This window comes from Sphingomonas sp. (assembly GCF_025353885.1).
Lineage (GTDB): Bacteria > Pseudomonadota > Alphaproteobacteria > Sphingomonadales > Sphingomonadaceae > Sphingomonas_O.
This window is the reverse complement of the sequence record NZ_JANXNX010000062.1, coordinates 49,636-68,030: the sequence shown is the minus strand read 5'-3', so window position 1 is coordinate 68,030 and position 18,395 is coordinate 49,636. Positions and strand designations below refer to the sequence as shown.

13 protein-coding genes and 1 tRNA gene are annotated in these 18,395 nt (G+C 62.3%); 6 read left to right on the top strand and 8 right to left on the bottom strand.

Translation table 11 applies throughout. The annotated features are described in order from the left end of the window. Window positions 1–8: 8 nt before the first annotated feature. Together Q0R02_RS06870 and Q0R02_RS06865 are read right to left on the bottom strand one after the other, a co-directional pair. Window positions 9–887 carry a VacJ family lipoprotein gene (locus Q0R02_RS06870; protein ID WP_293881894.1) on the bottom strand — a complete coding sequence of 293 codons (879 nt, stop codon included), beginning with the start codon at window positions 885–887 and terminating at the stop codon, window positions 9–11. A gap of 170 nt (window positions 888–1,057) precedes the next feature. Continuing rightward, the gene (locus Q0R02_RS06865; protein ID WP_293881893.1) at window positions 1,058–2,776 is read right to left on the bottom strand and encodes a hypothetical protein; all 1,719 of its coding nucleotides are present in this window, start codon (window positions 2,774–2,776) and stop codon (window positions 1,058–1,060) included. 307 nt (window positions 2,777–3,083) lie between these two features. On the opposite strand from Q0R02_RS06865, the gene crtY reads away from it, so the two are divergent. The 4 genes from crtY to Q0R02_RS06845 are packed head-to-tail and all read left to right on the top strand — an operon-like array spanning window position 3,084 to window position 7,241. Then, window positions 3,084–4,256 carry a lycopene beta-cyclase CrtY gene (gene crtY / locus Q0R02_RS06860; protein ID WP_293881892.1) on the top strand — a complete coding sequence of 391 codons (1,173 nt, stop codon included), beginning with the start codon at window positions 3,084–3,086 and terminating at the stop codon, window positions 4,254–4,256. Further along, window positions 4,253–5,734, top strand: a complete 1,482-nt coding sequence (locus Q0R02_RS06855; RefSeq protein WP_293881891.1) for a phytoene desaturase — start codon at window positions 4,253–4,255, stop codon at window positions 5,732–5,734. The genes crtY and Q0R02_RS06855 overlap by 4 nt, the downstream gene beginning before the upstream one ends. Next, window positions 5,731–6,312, top strand: a complete 582-nt coding sequence (locus Q0R02_RS06850; RefSeq protein WP_293881890.1) for a TIGR00730 family Rossman fold protein — start codon at window positions 5,731–5,733, stop codon at window positions 6,310–6,312. The genes Q0R02_RS06855 and Q0R02_RS06850 overlap by 4 nt, the downstream gene beginning before the upstream one ends. Further along, a complete protein-coding gene (locus tag Q0R02_RS06845; protein WP_293881889.1) occupies window positions 6,309–7,241 on the top strand; it encodes a phytoene/squalene synthase family protein in 933 nt (310 codons plus the stop codon). Before Q0R02_RS06850 ends, Q0R02_RS06845 begins: the two co-directional genes overlap by 4 nt. Here Q0R02_RS06845 and Q0R02_RS06840 read toward each other — a convergent pair whose 3' ends face one another. The 4 genes from Q0R02_RS06840 to Q0R02_RS06825 all read right to left on the bottom strand — a co-directional run bounded on the left by Q0R02_RS06840 (window position 7,242) and on the right by Q0R02_RS06825 (window position 13,063). Beyond that, on the bottom strand, window positions 7,242–10,049 hold the full coding sequence (locus Q0R02_RS06840; RefSeq protein WP_293881922.1) for a TonB-dependent receptor: 2,808 nt from the start codon (window positions 10,047–10,049) through the stop codon (window positions 7,242–7,244). Window positions 10,050–10,250: 201 nt separating this feature from the next. Then, window positions 10,251–10,760 (bottom strand): translation initiation factor IF-3, encoded by a 510-nt coding sequence (infC, locus tag Q0R02_RS06835; protein WP_293881888.1) that lies wholly within the window; start codon window positions 10,758–10,760, stop codon window positions 10,251–10,253. Window positions 10,761–10,919: 159 nt separating this feature from the next. Then, a complete protein-coding gene (thrS, locus tag Q0R02_RS06830; protein ID WP_293881887.1) occupies window positions 10,920–12,911 on the bottom strand; it encodes a threonine--tRNA ligase in 1,992 nt (663 codons plus the stop codon). A 60-nt stretch (window positions 12,912–12,971) separates the two neighbouring features. Then, a tRNA-Ser gene (locus Q0R02_RS06825) sits at window positions 12,972–13,063 on the bottom strand. Between the two features lie 165 nt (window positions 13,064–13,228). Between Q0R02_RS06825 and Q0R02_RS06820 the strand changes: the two genes are divergently transcribed. Further along, window positions 13,229–13,984 carry a DUF1134 domain-containing protein gene (locus tag Q0R02_RS06820; RefSeq protein ID WP_293881886.1) on the top strand — a complete coding sequence of 252 codons (756 nt, stop codon included), beginning with the start codon at window positions 13,229–13,231 and terminating at the stop codon, window positions 13,982–13,984. Here Q0R02_RS06820 and pyrC read toward each other — a convergent pair. Beyond that, complete coding sequence (gene pyrC / locus Q0R02_RS06815) at window positions 13,981–15,018, bottom strand: dihydroorotase (protein WP_293881885.1); 1,038 nt, start codon at window positions 15,016–15,018, stop codon at window positions 13,981–13,983. The two genes, Q0R02_RS06820 and pyrC, sit on opposite strands and share 4 nt — an antisense overlap. Before the next feature lie 47 nt (window positions 15,019–15,065). Between pyrC and Q0R02_RS06810 the strand changes: the two genes are divergently transcribed. Continuing rightward, on the top strand, window positions 15,066–15,740 hold the full coding sequence (locus tag Q0R02_RS06810) for a folate-binding protein (RefSeq protein ID WP_293881884.1): 675 nt from the start codon (window positions 15,066–15,068) through the stop codon (window positions 15,738–15,740). A gap of 22 nt (window positions 15,741–15,762) precedes the next feature. On the opposite strand, the gene gyrB is transcribed toward Q0R02_RS06810, so the two are convergent. Then, complete coding sequence (gene gyrB / locus Q0R02_RS06805) at window positions 15,763–18,306, bottom strand: DNA topoisomerase (ATP-hydrolyzing) subunit B (RefSeq protein ID WP_293881883.1); 2,544 nt, start codon at window positions 18,304–18,306, stop codon at window positions 15,763–15,765. Between the last annotated feature and the right edge of the window lie 89 nt (window positions 18,307–18,395).

The window sequence follows — 18,395 nt, the reverse complement described above, 5'->3', positions numbered from 1 at the left end:
GCCCTCGTCTAGCGCGGGACGGAAGCCGGAGCGAGAGGGACCGTGCCCGTGACCCCGCGCGGGTGGGCGTCGCGCCATTTCTGGCTGTGGAGCGCGTCGATCGCGGCCTGGCGCCGGGCCAGATATTCCTCGCGTCGTGCGACATAGGGATCGGCGGTCTCGCGCTGCGCCATCAGCTTTTCGTCATATTCGGCGCGCTGGTCGAGCGAACTGAACAGGCCGATCGGGATCGCCACATACAGTTTGTTAAAGGGTTTTCCGACCACGGTCGGCAGCACCAGCCGGTCGGCAGTGTCGGCGAACAGGTCGCGCAGGCTGGTCGGCCCGAGGAGCGGCAGGAACAGGAACGGCCCGGGCTTTACCCCGTAATAGCCCAGCGTATTGCCCAGCCCGTTCGGGCGCCTCGGAAGATTGATCGGCTTGCGTTTGGCGAAATCGAACGTCCCCGCGATCCCGACCGTGGAGTTGATCGCAAAACGCGCCGCCGTCTCCGCCGCCTTGCCGGGCTTCAACTGCAGCAGGAAGTTCAGGAAGACGACCGGCTCGCGCAGGTTGTTGATGATGTTGCGGATACCGCTGCGCACCGGGTCGGGCAGGATTTTCTGGTAGGTCAGCGCGACGGGGCGGACGATCGCCTCATCCACCGCCTGCGTGATCGCGAACGACTTCGCATTGACCGCCTGTAACGGGTCGCTGGGCGTCCGGACGCGCGCCCTAACGACGATCTCCCCGGGTTCCGTTCCGCGTTCGGCTTTGGTGTCGGTGGTCGGCAGCGTCGGCACTACCGGCGGCGGGGGCGTCGCGACGGGTGCCGCCGCGTCCTGGGGGGCAGGCTCGACCGTCGCACCCGCCAGCAGCATGGCGATAACCGCAACCGCCGCCGTCACGCGCGGCGCTCCGGTCCGTTACCCTCGACAAGCCTGGTTTCCATCAATGCTGCTCCCGCGCATCATGGGAAATCCCTGACGGCCTTGTTGTATCGATACGGACTCCCCCAAGCCCAATGCTGTCACAGTGCTGTAACCGTGCCACGTGCCGACTGCAACCGTCCCGCCTGTCAGGACTTTCGCATCCCATACCAGTGCAACGCGCGGCGCACGTCCAGCCCGCACAGGCCGGTCAGCCGGTGCTTTGAGGCATAATCCCGCACCCGACCCACATAATCGGGCGCATCGGGATCGTCGAATTGCCAGTCCGGCGGCGCGAAGGTCGAAACGCCGTTGATGGTCGGCACGTTATAATAGGTCGCGATCATCATCGCGTCGACATTGTGCCGGTACAGCTTCAACAGCAGGTCGGGCTTGACCTCACGGTTGCGGGACCAGCCATGGGCGATGCTTACCGACTCCGCGACATCAGCCGCTGCGTCGCGCCGTGCCGCCACCACGAAGAACGCCGTGCAGGCGGTGGGCGGTGGCCCGACATCGGCCAGCATCGCCATTTGCCGCGCCCGGTCCATCGCCAGCGGTGCCGCCATCTGCACCTGTTCGACCAGCAGGAACGCGATCATCGGGATCAGCGCCCGGTTTCGCCACCTGGTCCGGTCGAGCGTGACGACGACAATGAATACGACCGGCACCAGCGCAAAGATCAGGAACCGGGTAATCACCCGGATCGCGTTCGCGCCCGGCACCAGCTGGTAAACATAGCGCCAGATCGAAAAACCCCCCGGCCAGCCCATCATCAGCACGATGACGACAACCAGCGTGCACCCCAGCATCAGCACCAGACGGTTGTCGCCGCGCTGGCGTCCCGCCTGGATAACCGCCTGGATCAACGCCAAAACCGTGGCGATCAACAGGCCATAGGGGATGCCGACCCGCGCCTCGCCACCCAGCGGACCATGACCCGTCAGGGCGCGCGTCCCCGCATCCAGCGCCTGCCCCCACACCAGATTGCCGACCCCCACGTTCAGGAAAGCCGCCCCCCCCAGCACCGTTTCCGAAATGCCCGAATCCCAGTCGTGATGCGCCCCCTCCATGACGCGCGGCAGATAGACCAGCAGCAACGGCACCAGCGCGACCAACGCCGCCACCAGCACCACGCGGACGGCGGGATATTGCCGCTGGACGGCTACCGACAGTGATGCCCGGCCAGGCTTGCCCGCCAGCACCAGCGCGACAACGGCGAACATCAGCGTGAAAAACGCAAAAAACCACGCCATGTAAAATGAATTGAACGCGGTCAGCCCGAACAGCACGGCGAACCCCACGCCAAACCGCCGGATCTGTTCGGGCCGCTCCAGAAAGACTCCCTGAACCGTGCGCAGCGCCGTGAAGCCCAGCCATGGCACCAACCCGACCGACAGCAATTGCGCATGATACATGTGCAGCAGCGAGACATTGGCCGTCGCAAAAATCGCCGCCCCTGCCAGCGCCAGCCACGTCCGCACCGCCGCGCCGCGCCGCAGCAGGACATACATCCCCAGAAACCCGGCCGCCTTCATCAGAACGTGCGAAACGAATGCTGCCAGAAAGGGGTCGCTGCCACCCAGGCGCGCCAGCGTGAAGACAAGGGCAGGCAGGAAATAGGTGTCGTTATAGCTGATCGTGTCGGGATAGGGGTGGAAATAGCCCGTTACCGACCATGCGCTGCCGTGGACGAACACGTCGTACCAGTGTTGCAGGATCGAAATCTCGATCATGCCGTCATAGCTGTCGCCATAAAAGTGCGTGAAGTGCGACAACGCCGCATCGCGAAAGAACACTGCGAGCGACAGCAGCAGGACCAGCGCGACGATGGCCCGGCGGGGCCAGTGCTTGTCGCCAAACGACATATGATCCTGATGCAAAGCCGCCGGTCCCCCTATTCCAGTGGCTAGCCGTTTAGCAGACCCGACCCGATTTCGTCACCCACCCCCCTAATCCTCCCCGGAACGGGGAGGAGTTTAGCAAAGTCCGTCACCCCGGCGAAGGCCGGGGCCTATACGGATGTCAGAAAGGTATGCGCCCGATCCGACAGTCGTATAGGCCCCGGCCTGCGCCGGGGTGACAGGACGTGGTAACGGTCAGCCTTTCCAAATCCTCCCCGTTCCGGAAGGGGATTAGTTCCCCCCGCCACCAACTCGCGCTAGGGCTGGCCGCATGGCGCGCGACGACCGTTTCGACATATTGATTCTCGGCGGGGGTCTCGCGGGCGGGCTCATCGCGCTGGCACTGGCAAGGCACCAGCCAGCGCTTCGGGTCGGTATCGTCGAGGCCGCTGAGGTGCTGGGCGGCAACCATGTCTGGTCGTTCTTCGACAGCGACATCGCCGACGAAGACCGCTGGCTGGTCGAACCGCTGATCGCACATCGCTGGCCCGGCTATGACGTCGCTTTCCCGGCATTTTCGCGCGGCTTTGCAGCGGGGTATAATGCGATTCGATCCGAACGGCTGGACACGGTGGTGCGCGACGTGCTGGGCGACAGCGTCATCACCGGCACCGTGGCGCAAGTGCGTGCCGACGGTGCCACGCTGGCCGACGGGCGCACGGTCGTGGCGACTGCGGTCATCGACGCGCGCGGGGTCGGCGACCTGTCGACACTCGACTGCGGCTGGCAGAAATTCATGGGCCGATTGCTGACCGTCGCGGGCGGCCACAATGTCACGCGGCCCGTGGTCATGGACGCGACGGTCGACCAGACGGAGGGCTATCGGTTCGTCTATCTGCTGCCCTTCGATGCCAACCGTATTTTCGTCGAGGATACCTATTACAGCGATACGCCAACGCTCGACGTGGTGGCGCTGGGCAACCGAATCCAGGCCTATGCCGCGACCAAGGGCTGGCAGGTGACCGCAACCGAACGCCAGGAAACCGGCGTCCTGCCGGTCGTCATGCGCGGCGATTTCGAACGTTACTGGAGGTCGACTGGGGCCGGAACCGGGGCCGGGGTCGCACGGGCGGGCGCACGGGCCGGGCTGTTCCACCCGCTGACCAGTTACTCGCTGCCTGCCGCCGTCGCCTTTGCAGCGCATCTGGCGCGGGGCAGCGCGTTCGACGGCGGTGCCATCGCTTCTGCCGCGCACGACTATGCCGCCAGGCACTGGCGATCGGGCGGCTATTACCGGATGCTGACGACAATGTTGTTCCGCGCCGCCGAACCCTCGCAACGATACCGCGTCCTCCAGCGTTTCTATGGCCTGCGTCCGGCATTGATCGGGCGCTTTTATGCAGGACACTCCACGATTTTGGACAAGCTACGCATCTTGGCGGGACGACCGCCCGTCTCTATCGGTCGCGCAATGAAAGCAATCATGGACAGAAGACACTCATGAAGCGGGCCGCAGTCATCGGCGCGGGGTTCGGCGGCTTGGCGCTCGCCATTCGCCTGCAATCGGCGGGTATCGACACGACGATCATCGAAGCGCGCGATAAACCCGGCGGGCGCGGTTATTACTGGGAAAAGGATGGCTTCACCTTCGACGCCGGGCCGACCGTCATCACCGATCCCGATTGTCTGGGACAATTATGGGCGCTGTCGGGACGCAACATGGCCGACGACATCGAACTGATGCCGGTCATGCCATTCTACCGCCTGAACTGGCCCGACGGCACGAATTTCGACTATTCGAACGACGAGGCCGGGCTGCGGGCAGAGATCGCCAAGCTGAACCCCGACGACGTCGCGGGCTATGCGCGCTTCCTCGAATATTCGGCGGGCGTGTTTCACGAGGGGTATGAGAAATTGGGGACAGTCGCGTTCCTCGACTTCGCCTCGATGATAAAGGCCGCGCCCGCGCTGGCGAAATACCAGGCGTGGCGCAGCGTCTATTCGATGGTGTCGAGTTTTGTGCAAAGCGAAAAACTGCGCGAGGCCCTGTCGTTCCACACCTTGCTGGTGGGCGGCAATCCGATGACCACCAGCGCGATCTATGCGCTGATCCACAAGCTTGAAAAAGACGGTGGCGTCTGGTTTGCCAAGGGCGGCACCAACCGCCTGGTCGCGGCGATGGTGACGCAGTTCGAACGGCTTGGCGGGGTCGTGCGGCTGGGCGATGCGGTGACCGAGGTCGAGACGATGGGCGACCGCGTGACCGGCGTGACCACGGCCAGCGGCTGGCATGGCGATTTCGATGCGGTCGCCAGCAACGGCGACATCGTCCACACTTATCGCGACCTGCTGAAGCGGTCAGCGCGCGGGCGGCGGGCAGGGCGGTCGCTGGCGCACAAAAAGTTTTCGCCGTCGCTGTTCGTTGTGCATTTTGGCATCAAGGGAACGTGGCCTGGCATCCCGCACCACATGATCCTGTTCGGCCCACGGTATAAGGGGCTGCTGGACGACATCTACAAAAGCGGCGTCCTGTCGCAGGATTTTTCGTTGTATCTGCATCACCCGACCGTCACCGACCCGTCGATGGCGCCCGAAGGATGCTCGACCTTTTACGCGCTGTGTCCCGTCCCCCACACCGGCAAGTTTCCCGCCGACTGGGACGGCGAGGTCGGAGAAATCCTGAAGGAACGCATCCTCGACGAGATCGAGAAGCGGCTGATTCCCGACATCCGGTCTAGGATCATGACCGAGTTCTTTTATTCGCCCGCCGATTTCGGGCGTGACCTGAACGCCCATCTGGGCAGCGCCTTTTCACTGGAGCCGCTGCTGACCCAAAGCGCCTGGTTCCGTGTCCACAACCGCGACGACGTGATCTCAAATATGTATTTCGTTGGCGCAGGCACGCATCCGGGCGCGGGCATCCCCGGCGTCGTGGGCAGCGCCAAGGCGACCGCTGCACTGATGCTGGCGGACCTGCGGTGAAACGCGTCGCGGTCTATTGCGGGTCGGCCACTCCCGCCGATCCCGTCTATGTCGAAACCGCCCGCGCCGTGGGCACCGCCTTGGCCGAACGCGGCATCGGCGTGGTGTATGGCGGCGGGCGACTGGGCCTGATGGGGGCCGTTGCCGACGCGGCACTTGCGGCGGGCGGCGAAGTCATCGGCGTCATCCCGCGCGCGCTGGTCGAAGCCGAAGTCGCGCACCGCGGCTGCACCGAATTGCGCGTGGTCGCCGACATGCACGAAAGAAAAGCTCTGTTTACAAAGCTTTGCGACGGTTTCATCACCTTGCCGGGCGGCGTCGGGACGATGGACGAACTGTGGGAGGCGGTCAGTTGGGCACAGCTCGGCTATCACGAAAAACCCGTTGGATTGTTGAACGTCGCCGGATTTTACGATGGTCTGATAGCGTTCAATTCGCACATGATCGCCACCGGCTTCATCCGCCCCCAGCATAGCGGAATCCTGGTAATCGGGTCCGAACTAGATGGTCTACTAACCAGGATGCAGGCCTACCAACCTCATGAAACGATCTTTCGAATGACGGCGGCCAACCTGTGACCCGCGCCGCGCTCGTCGAAACAGCGCGCCTCTCGATCGCCCGCGGATCGCAGTCCTTCGCGATGGCCAGCAGGCTGTTCGACCAGCCGACCCGCGAGAAAGCATGGCTGCTCTACTCCTGGTGCCGCAAGTGCGATGACATCGCCGATGGCCAGGACCATGGCGGCGCGCGATCGGAAGTCACCGACCCCGCCACCGGCATCGCCAAAATCCGTGACCTCACCGCGTTGGCGCTCGCGGGACAACCCACCGGCGACCCGGCGTTCGACGCCATCGGGCAGGTCGCGCGCGAGACTGCGATGCCGCACGCCTTCATCGACGACCTGATCACCGGCTTCGCCATGGACTCCGCCGACTGGTCGCCGCGCACCGAAAACGATTTGCTGACGTATTGCTATCATGTCGCCGGCGTCGTGGGGTGCATGATGGCGGTGGTGATGGGCGTTGCGCCCGATGATGAAGCAACGCTGGATCGCGCCTGCGACCTGGGCCTCGCGTTCCAGCTTGCCAACATCGCGCGCGATATTTCGGAGGATGATGCGGTCGGGCGCTGCTACCTGCCGATGGATTGGCTGGTCGAGGCCGATATCCCGCCCGGCGAGCATATGCGGCCGCACTATCGCGGGCGGCTGGCCGACATGGCATGGTGGCTGGCGAACATGGTCGGCGACTACGAAGCATCGGCGCGGGTCGGTGCGGCAAAACTGCCGTTCCGGTCGCGCTGGGCGGTGCTGGCGGCGGCGGGCATCTATGGTGATATCGCGCGCCGGGTCGATGCGCTGGACCAGGCGGCGTGGGACAGCCGCGTCGTCATATCGAAGGGCCGGAAACTTGGTTGGGTCCTGAAAGCAATGGGGCAGGCCGTTCAGCCTGCCCCAAGCTTCGGTCGCGACGGGCTCTGGACCCGTCCGCGCCTCTCCCAAAGCTGATTAGAACTTGCCGCGCACTGTCAGACCATAAGTGCGTGGCTCGGCAAGATAGGACGAAAAGGTCTGGTTAGCCGTCCCGCCGAATGCCTGGACCTGGGCGACCGAGCCCGCACCCTGGAACGGGCTTGCAAAGGCGACCTGCTGATAATTCTTGTTAAAGACGTTCTGGGCCCACACCTCGATTGCCCAACGCTGTTCGGGACCGCGAACCCCAAGGCGCGCATTCACCGTCGTAAAGCCGTCCTGGCGCTTTTCCGGAAACAGGTCCGACCCCGTATTATAATCGCTGCTCGTCCGCTGGTCGACATAGACCAGGCCGCTGAGCCCGGTGCTGCCAATTTCGGGCGTCCACGCAATGCTAGAGGTGATCACGTTTTCAGGAGCGTTCGAAAGCTGACTGCCTGGCAGCAGGAAAAGTGCGGGATCCAGTGGCGTTCCGGTGTCGCGACCAACCAGGTTTTTACGGAAATGAGTGTGGGCATATGTGTAGCCAGCCGTGATGGCGACGTTGCGCGAGGGGTAGATCGATGCTTCCACTTCGACGCCCTGCGCCCGGACACCCGGCTTGATCTTGCCCGACCCGCATGATCCGGTCGCGCCGGAGTTGTCGCGATCGGCACCCGCCAGATCGTTTCCGCAACTGTCGACGTTCTGCACGATGAAGACCGAGCCGTTAAACGTATTCAGCTGGAAATTTTTGAAATCCTGGCGGAAGGCGGCGACATTTAGGTTGAAGCGACGGCCATTGTACTTGAAGCCGATTTCATAGGCGTCGACCTTTTCGGCATCGAATTGCAGGTTGGACGAACCAAAGCCTGCGCCCCGGACGCCCGACTGACGCGGGTCAGTCGGCGCGAACACCGGATTGCCGAGCGCCGAACGATCGAGATTGAAGCCGCCAGCCTTATAGCCCTTCGAATAACTGGCATAGGTCAGCAGTTCGGTGGTTGGCTTCCACGAAATGACGCCCGTCCCTGTAAACTGATGTTCCTTGCGCTTGTCGTTTAGGTTCAGTGCATTTAAGCCCGTGGTCGAGTTCCCCTGGCAGGTCAGGTTGACGATGCCCTGGGCCAGAGCCTGTGCAACGCCAGGCAACAAGGCGGCATTTGCACCACCAGTGAGGAACGATGAGAACATCGCCTGTTGCGCAGGGCACGCCGCGTTCGTGTTATTGAAATTTGCGCGGAACGTCTTGTTCTCATCGGTGTACCGCAGCCCCAGCGTTACGCTGATCGTGTCGGTCACATGGACTATGTTGTGGGTGAAAATAGCGTAGTTGCGGCTGCGCTGGAAATAATCGGACGGATTGTCGCCGACATTATTGACCGTACTCAGGCGATTGAGGCCACCGATAAACAGCGGCGCCGCAGCACCAAAGCCCACCGGAGCCGGAGCGCTGAGTGCGGCGATGCCGGTTGGGCTGAGGCAACCCGGTGCATTCGGGTTGCGAAGCACCGCTGCCGGATTGATCGTGGCAACGATGCGGCACGCGGCAAACGCCCCATATTGCGAACCGAATTGCAGATTGTCCCTGACCTGCAGTTTCTCATTCGAGAAGTAGCCGCCGACCAGCCAGTCGAGCTTGTCATTAAAGGCCGAACCCTGGAGCCGCAGCTCCTGCGAAAAGGTTTTGAACTTGCGGAAGGAATTGCCGTCGTTCGCGCGGAACAGCAGATCGACGTTGGAATAGTCGAAATCGCCCGGCGTTTCCGCCTTATACTCACGATACGCCGTGATCGACGTCAGCGAGGCGCCTCCGAAATTCCAGTTGAGTTCTCCCGAGATACCACCGTCGGTCGTCTTGCCATTATAGCTGCGCCCTGGGGTCGTCGCCACGCGTCGGTTATACGGGTCGCCCGCCGCCGGGAAAATACCGCCGAGGCTCTGGAGGATATCGACGATCCGGTTGGGACGCGTCGCATAATCGCGTTCGGGATTGGTGCCGGGCGCGCCGGGGGTCGGATCGAACGTCTCGACGGTGGAGATGTACGTGCCTGCGCAGCACGCTTCCCGGCGATGCGTGTAATCGCCGATCAACCGGAACGAAATGTCCGTCGTCGGCTGGAACAGCAACTGGCCACGTACAAAATAGCGATCGCGATTGTTGATGCGGTTCAGCGTCCTGCCAGTGGCATCGACATTGCGGAAATAGCCGTCACGCTTTGAATACACGCCGTCGATCCGGGCGGCGATCGTGTCGGTGATCGGGCCGGTGACGCCTGCTGACAAACGATAATAGTCGTAATTGCCATAGGTCGCCTCGCCCGTGCCGCCGAAGGTGAACTCGGGCTTCTTGGTGATGATGTTCAGCAGGCCGGCAGATGCGTTGCGGCCGAACAACGTGCCCTGTGGGCCGCGCAGCACTTCGATACGCTCCAGTTCGCCAAGGTCGTTCAGGCCAGCGCCGGTACGGCTGCGGTAAACACCATCGATGAAGGTCGCGACCGAGCTTTCAAGGCCAGGATTGTCGCCGACTGTACCCACGCCGCGAATACGGGCCGAACCGTTTGCTTCTGAACCAGTGGAGGAAACGAGCAGCGACGGCGCAAGTTGGTTGAGCTGGCGAATGTCGTTTGCACCCGAATTCTGCAGCGACTCTGCGGTAACCGCTGATACCGCCAAGGGCACGTTCGCCAGTGACTCCGATCGGCGGGTCGCCGTGACAATGATATCACCAGTGCTGTTGCCAGCGTCGGTAGCATCGCTGGCCTGCGGGGCGGCTGGCGCCGGCGCGGACGCATCCTGTGCGAAGGCAGGGGTGGCGATAGCACACAGAGCTACTGACACCATGAATGGGAATTTGCGCATCATTCTCTCCTCGTTCCGGACACTTTGTTCCGTTGAGACAAGAATTAGCGCATTATGGCCGACAAGCTAGCAAGGCAGCAGGTTTATCCGCATTTTCAAAGATATCGCGGCTTTTTTGCAACAGTGTTACAACGGATGACGCTACGGAAACGTGAGGCCCCAATCCGATAGAATTGAGGCCGCGCAATTTATTTGACAGTTTTATTTCGGTGCAACGACCATCAACATCTGGCGCCCTTCAAAGCGCGGATGCTGTTCGATCTTCGCAATCTCGACGATGTCGCCCTGCACGCGCTGCAGCAGTGCCATGCCAAGCTGGCCGTGCGAAAGTTCACGTCCCCGGAACCGCAGCGTGACCTTTACCTTGTCGCCGTCACCGATGAATTCGAAAATCTTTTTCATCTTGGTATCATAATCGTGATCGTCGATGTTCGGCCGCATCTTGATCTCTTTGATCTCTTGCGTGTGCTGCGTCTTGCGCGCGAGGTTCGCCTTTTTCTGCGCCTCGTACTTGAACTTGCCCACGTCGAGATATTTGGCGACCGGTGGGTCGGCGTTCGGCGACACCTCGACCAGATCGAGCCCGATTTCACGCGCGGCTTCCATCGCCTCGCGGGTCAGCATCACACCCAGATTTTCACCATTCTCATCGATCACCCGCACCTTCTGCGACTGGATGAACTCGTTGAAACGGGGGCCGTTATTCGGCATAGGCGCCTGCCCCATGGGGCGGCGAGTCATTGGGGGTGGTATAGCGCGGACTCCGATTGTTTCAGTTGGCTTCGGTTAGAATTGCATGATCCTTACGCGATTACGGGCATTTTGGCAAAGCCCGCGCGCGCGAATCCACGTTACCGTGGCGCGGTTGCATCACAGCATATCGGGGGCGCGGGCTGCCGATGCAAGCATGGCCACGGCTTCTTCGAGCGACATGATCCGCTGGCCGTCCGAACCGAGCGTCCGGATTGCCACCGTGCGCTGGTCGGCTTCGCGTTTTCCGACCACCAGCAGGTGCGGCACCTTGGCCAGCGAATGTTCGCGAACCTTATAGTTTATCTTCTCGTTCCGCAGGTCGATATCGGTACGAAGCCCCGCCGCCGTCAGCGCTGCCACAACATCGCGAGCGTAACTGTCGGTTTCGGAAACAATGGTCGCGACGACGGCCTGCACCGGAGCCAGCCACAGCGGGAAGCGGCCCGCGTGATGTTCGATCAGGATGCCAATGAAGCGTTCGAATGTACCAAGGATCGCGCGATGGAGCATGACGGGGCGGTGCTTGGCACCATCCTCGCCCACATAAGACGCGTCCAGGCGTTCGGGCAGGACGTAATCCAACTGGATCGTTCCGCACTGCCAGGTCCGGCCGATGGCGTCGGTCAGATGAAATTCCAGCTTGGGCGAATAGAATGCGCCTTCGCCGGGCAATTCCTCCCAGCCATATTCCACGCCCATCCGGCCGGCCTGACGGACGGCATCGCGCAGGTTGTTCTCCGCACGGTCCCACATTTCGTCCGAACCGAACCGCTTGTCGGGGCGCAGCGCCAGCTTGATCGCATAGTGTGCGAACCCAAGGTCTTTGTACACGACGTCGAGCAGGTCGCAAAACAGGCGCACTTCCTCGACGATCTGGTCTTCGCGGCAGAAAATGTGGGCGTCGTCCTGCGTGAACTGGCGGACGCGCATGATGCCGTGCAGCGCGCCATGCGGTTCATTGCGATGACAGCAGCCGAATTCGGCCAGCCGCATCGGCAAATCGCGATAGGACTTGATCCCCTGACGGAATATCAGAACGTGCGCCGGGCAATTCATCGGCTTCAGCGCCATGAGGTCGCTTGTTCCGGTCAGGACCGGGCCTTCATCCTCGATATTGGGAATCTCGTCGGGCACCACGAACATGTTTTCGCGATACTTGCCCCAATGGCCCGACGCCTCCCACTGGCGGGCGTCCATCAACTGCGGCGTTTTGACTTCGTTGTATCCGGCCGCATCGAGACGACGGCGCATATACGCCTCCAGCTGACGCCAGAGGATATAACCCTTCGGATGCCAGAACACCGACCCCTGTGCTTCGGACTGGAGATGGAACAGGTCCATTTCCTGCGCGATGCGGCGGTGGTCGCGCTTCGCTGCCTCTTCAAGCCTGACAAGGTGCGCGTCGAGTTGCTTTTTGTTCAGCCAGCCGGTGCCATAGATGCGGCTGAGCATCGCGTTGTTCTGGTCGCCGCGCCAATAGGCACCCGAAACGCGCGTCAGCTTGAACGCCTGCGGGTCGAGCTTGCCGGTCGACGCCAGATGCGGTCCGCGACACATGTCCATCCACTTGCCCGACCGATAAACCGTCAGTTCTTCGCCGGTCGGCAGGGTGGCGGCCCATTCCGCCTTGAAGCTTTCACCCTCGGCCTGCCATTTCGCGATCAGGGCGTCACGATCCCACACCTCGCGCACAAGCTTTTCATCGCGGCCGATGATGGCGCGCATTTCGGCTTCGATTGCGGGCAGGTCTTCCTCGGTAAACTGGTCGCCCGCAGGTGCAAAATCATAATAAAAGCCGTCATCGGTCGACGGTCCGAATGTAATCTGGGTGCCCGGAAACACGTTCTGCACCGCTTCTGCGAGGATGTGCGCAAAATCGTGACGAGCAAGTTCCAGCGCATCGGCTTCATCGCGCGACGTGATCAGCGCCAGTGTCGCGTCGCCCTCGAACGGCCGCATGATATCGCGCACTTCGCCGTTCACGCGTCCGGCAATTGCGGCTTTTGCAAGGCCCGGGCCAATGGCGGCGGCGATATCGGCAGGGGTCGAACCGCGCGGCACTTCTCGCACGGAACCATCGGGTAGGCGGATCTTGAGAAGTTCGGACATAGGTGCGCCTATGCCGGGCGCAGCGCGCGGGGGCAAGCCACCCGGATGGTGGCAAATCGCTGGCGGAGACGGCGAGATTCGAACTCGCGGTGGCGATTACTCGCCACGACGGTTTAGCAAACCGTTGGTTTCAGCCACTCACCCACGTCTCCGGCTGGTAGCGAACTTGGCCCTATAGCGGGCGCATGCGGTGCGTTCAACCTCGCATAACGGCGGCAGACTGGCGCAAATTCGACTCGCGTTGGCGCGTCGTTCATTGCGCGGACAGGGTTAACCCGCTTAACCCTGTCAGCCAGAGCGCGTCCCGGGGGTCGATCATGTTACGCAAGCCAGTATTCTCATTGATAGCCGCCGCCTTCGCGCTGGTGGCGACGCCGGTTCTGGCGCAGGTCCGGTCGGTCGATCCCAATTCCGCCGCGCAGGCCGATGTGTCACCGCCGGCGGCGGGTGAGCGCGGATACGAGACGCGCTCGGACGCCCCCGGCGCGCAGTACCGGTCGCCCCCTCCCGCCGATTCGACAACGGTCCCGTTTGAGACGAGTGGGTCGACATCGGCGGCCCCGGCAAGTTCGCTCGCTACGCAGGTCACGCCGACTTATCACAAGGACGATTTGATCGGCGCGGCCGAGGGGGTGTTCGGCAAGGGTGCTGCGGGACTTGCCGGATTGGTTGAAAAGATCCTGAAGGACCAGGGTGAGCCCAGCGCCTATATCGCGGGACGAGAGGCATCGGGCGCGTTCGTCGTGGGGCTGCGCTACGGCTCGGGCACGCTCAGCCACAAGGTCGAGGGGCAAAGGCCAGTCTATTGGACCGGGCCGTCGGTCGGTTTCGATGTCGGTGGCGACGCGACCAAGGTCTTCACGCTGGTCTATAACCTTTACGACAGCCAGGAACTGTACCGACGCTACCCGCAGGTCGAAGGGCGCGCCTATTTCGTGGGTGGTTTTTCGGCGACCTACCTGCGGCGTGGCGACATCGTCTTGATCCCCATCCGGCTGGGCGTGGGGCTACGGCTGGGCGCCAATATCGGTTGGATGAAGTTCAGCGAAAAAAGCCGCTGGCTGCCGTTTTAGCCGAGGAACCGCCAACCGATCGTCTCACCGGCCTGAAACGGTGCGACGTCGGTCTCGCCGCATGTCAGGTGGGTAGGCACGGCGACGGGTGAGCGCTCTAGCGTCACGGTGCCGACGTTTTGTGGCAGGCCATAAAAGCGGGGCCCGTTTTCTGAAGCAAACCCCTGAAACCGGTCGATCGCACCCTCCTCGTCAAAGACGGTGGCATAGCTTTCAAGGGCATGGGGCGCGTTGAAAATCCCAGCGCACCCGCACGCGGCTTCCTTGACCGAAGTGGCATGCGGCGCGCTGTCGGTGCCGAGAAAGTATTTCGAGGAACCCGACGTGGCGGCCTTGCGCAGGGCCAGGCGGTGGCGCTCGCGCTTGATAACCGGCAGGCAATAGGCATGGGGCCGCATGCCGCCGTCGAACATGGCGTTGCGGTTGAGCATCAGGTGGTGAGGGGTAATCGTCGCTGCCACCAATGGTCCGCTGTCGTCCACAAACGCGACGGCGTCAGCGGTGGTGATATGTTCGAGGACGATTTTCAACGCAGGAAAATCGCGGATGAGCGGGGTGAGCGTTCGGTCGATGAAAACGGCCTCGCGGTCGAAGATGTCGGTGGTGCGGTCGGTCACTTCGCCGTGCACGAGCAGGGGCATCCCGATCTGCTGCATCCGTTCCAGCGTCGCCGTCAGATTGGCGATGTCGGTGACCCCGTATGCCGAATTGGTGGTGGCGTGGGCGGGGTAGAGCTTGGCGGCGGCAAACACGCCCTGCTCCCACCCTCTCGCAATTTCCTGTGGATCGGCGGCATCGGTCAAGTAGCAGGTCATCAGCGGCGTGAAATCGGTGCTCGGCGAAAGCGCGGCCAGGATCCGTGCCCGATAAGCCGTCGCGGCCGCCACGGTCGTCACCGGCGTCGCCAGATTGGGCATCACGATCGCGCGCGCAAACTGCCGCGCGGTATAGCCAACGACGCCGCCGAGCATCGCGCCATCGCGCAGGTGGACGTGCCAGTCGTCGGGTCGGCGGATCGTGAGGCGGTTGGTCATTGGGGCTCCGGCTTGGGTTTCCGCTGGCCAGTCCCTAGATTAGCCGCATGAGTGAAACAACATCAGCCGCCACGACTCTGCCCGACCGCGCCGTCATCCGGCTGTCAGGAGAGGATGTGCGCGGGTTCCTGCAGGGGCTGGTGACCAACGACGTCGCCGGGGCGCTGCCGGTATGGGCCGGATTGCTAACACCGCAGGGCAAGGCGTTGTTCGATTTTATCGTGTGGTCGGACGGTGACGATCTCCTGATCGATTGCGAAGCGGCCCAGGCCGAGGCGCTGGTCCGTCGCCTGTCCATCTTTCGCCTGCGCCGTCCGATCACCATCGCCCGCGATCCGGCGCTAGCGGTGCACTGGTCGCTGACCCAAGGGACGACACCCGACCCCCGTAGCGCCGCGCTCGGCAACCGCTGGATTGCCGCGCCCGATGGTGGAGCGACGGGCTGGCACGCGCATCGCCTGTCGGCTGGCGTGGCGGAGGGGGCGGACGAACTGGGACAGGACAAGACGTTGTGGCTGGAGGCGAACGCCCGCGAGTTGAACGGGGTCAGCTTCACCAAGGGCTGCTACATCGGCCAGGAAAACACCGCGCGGATGCACCACCGGTCGAAAGTTAACCGCCAGTTGGCCGTAATCGCCGCCGATGCGGAACCTGAAGGCGCACGGGCCTGGTATCCCGATCTGGGGATGGCGGTGGTCCATCGCCGTATTGCCGAACCCTGACAATCACGACGATCAGGCCGGATCAAACATCCAGATTGGCCACGTTCAGCGCGTTCTCTTGAATGAACTCACGTCGTGGCTCCACCACGTCGCCCATCAACCGGGTGAAGATTTCATCAGCCATGTCGGCGTGAGAAATCTCGACGCGGAGCATCGCGCGGTTTTGCGGGTCGAGGGTGGTGTCCCACAATTGTTCGGCGTTCATCTCACCCAGACCCTTGTAGCGCTGGATCGACAGGCCCTTGCGCCCGGCAGCAAGGATCGCGTCGAGCAGGTCGGAGGGGCGGGTGATGTGAATGCCCCTAGTATTGATCGGCGCGGTGTCTTCTGCTTCGACCTCCACATCGTCGCCATCGGCAACCGTTTTCGGAGCGATTTCTGCAACAGGGGCGGGGGCCTTTGCGACCGTCACCAGTCGCGATATGGCGGCATAGCTTTCCGACTGTTCGGCCATCAGCGCGTGAAGCCGACGCGCCTCCTGCGATATCAGGAATGCCGATTCGATGATGTGATGATCGGTCACGCCGCGCCACAGGCGTTCGAGGTGATAGCCACCCTCGGCGGCAATGCGCGCGCTCCACTTGGCTTCGGGATCGGCGCGATTCAGCCATTGTGCGGACCGGTTCGCGGCTTCCTGACGCCCGTCGATGGCGAGGCTCGGATCTAGCGCGCCCATCAGCGCGAACGCTTCGATAATGGTTGGGTCATACCGGCGCGGGACATATTTCATCAGCGCACGCATCCGGCGAGCGTGATTGACCAGCCCACGGAGGTCTTCACCTGCACGCGCGCCGCCCGCACTTTCGAGCCGCGTCCCGGCGACGCCCGCCTCTACCAGATAATCGTCGAGCGCGGCGTCGTCCTTCAGATAGACTTCGCTGCGTCCGCGCGCCGCTTTGTAAAGCGGCGGCTGGGCGATGTAGAGGTGCCCGGCGTTGATGATGTCGGGCATCTGGCGATAAAAGAAGGTCAGCAGCAGCGCGCGGATATGCGAGCCATCGACATCGGCGTCGGTCATGATGACGATCTTGTGATAGCGCAGCTTGGCGAGGTTGAAATCGTCGCGCCCGATTCCCGTTCCCATCGCCTGGATCAGCGTTCCGATTTCCTTCGACGACAGCATTCGGTCGAAGCGCGCGCGCTCGACGTTCAGGATTTTGCCGCGCAGGGGCAGGATTGCCTGGTAATGGCGGTCGCGGCCCTGTTTTGCCGAACCGCCTGCCGACTCTCCCTCGACCAGAAACAGTTCCGATTTCGCAGGGTCGCGCTCCTGGCAATCGGCGAGTTTCCCCGGCAGGCTGGCGATGTCCATCACGCCCTTGCGCCGGGTCAGTTCGCGCGCCTTCTTGGCGGCTTCGCGCGCGGCGGCGGCGTCGATGGTCTTTTGGATGATGCTTTTCGCGTGGGCCGGGTTTTCCTCCAGCCATTCGGCCATCTTGTCCGCCATCAGGCTTTCCAGCGGTTGGCGGACTTCGGAAGACACCAGCTTGTCCTTGGTCTGGCTGCTGAATTTCGGATCGGGCAGCTTTACCGAGACGATCGCAGTCAGTCCCTCGCGCATATCGTCGCCGGTTAGCGTGACCTTTTCCTTTTTCAACATTCCCGACTTCTCGGCATAGTTGTTCAACGTGCGGGTCAGCGCGGCGCGGAATGCAGCCAGATGGGTGCCACCGTCGCGCTGAGGAATGTTGTTCGTGAACGGCAACACGTTTTCGTAGTAGGAATCGTTCCATTCGAGTGCGACCTCGATGCTGACGTCGTCACGCTGGCCTGTGACCGAGATTGGCTCGGGAAACAGCGGTGACTTTGCGCGATCGAGATATTTCACGAACGCGGCAATCCCGCCCTCGTAATACAGCCCGACTTCCTTGCGCTCCTCATGACGCGCATCGATCAGGAACAGCCGCACGCCCGAATTCAGGAAGGCCAATTCGCGAAATCGATGCTCGAGTTTGTCGAAGTCGAATTCGATGATCTTGAATGTCGCGGGCGAGGGCAGGAACGTGACCTTCGTCCCCTTTTTACCGATTGGGGCGGGACCAACGACTTTCAGCGGCGCGACGGCATCACCGAAGGCGAAGCGCATGTAATGCTCAATGCCATCGCGCCAGATCGTCAGGTCCAGAAATTCGCTGAGCGCATTGACCACCGAAACGCCGACGCCGTGAAGCCCGCCCGAAACCTTATAGGCATTGTCGTTCGACGTGTTCTCAAACTTACCGCCCGCATGAAGCTGGGTCATGATAACCTCGGCCGCTGAAACGCCTTCCTCCGAATGGATACCGGTGGGAATGCCACGACCATTATCCTCGACCGTAACCGAGCCATCGGGATTCAGCGTGATCTCTATCCGGTCGCAATGCCCGGCCAGCGCTTCGTCGATGGCATTGTCTGAAACTTCGAACACCATGTGGTGCAGACCCGACCCGTCATCGGTGTCACCGATATACATTCCGGGGCGCTTGCGAACAGCGTCCAAGCCTTTGAGAACCTTGATCGAATCGGCGCCATATTCGTTGGCGTTCGGGACGTTTTCGGGGAGGGCATCTGTCGGTGTGTCTGTCATTAAAGGGTCATAGGGAAAATATGCGGAAAAGGCACTAAAAAAGAGGGTGCAGACACTCGCCCGGCGCCGCAACATCACCGTCACCCCGG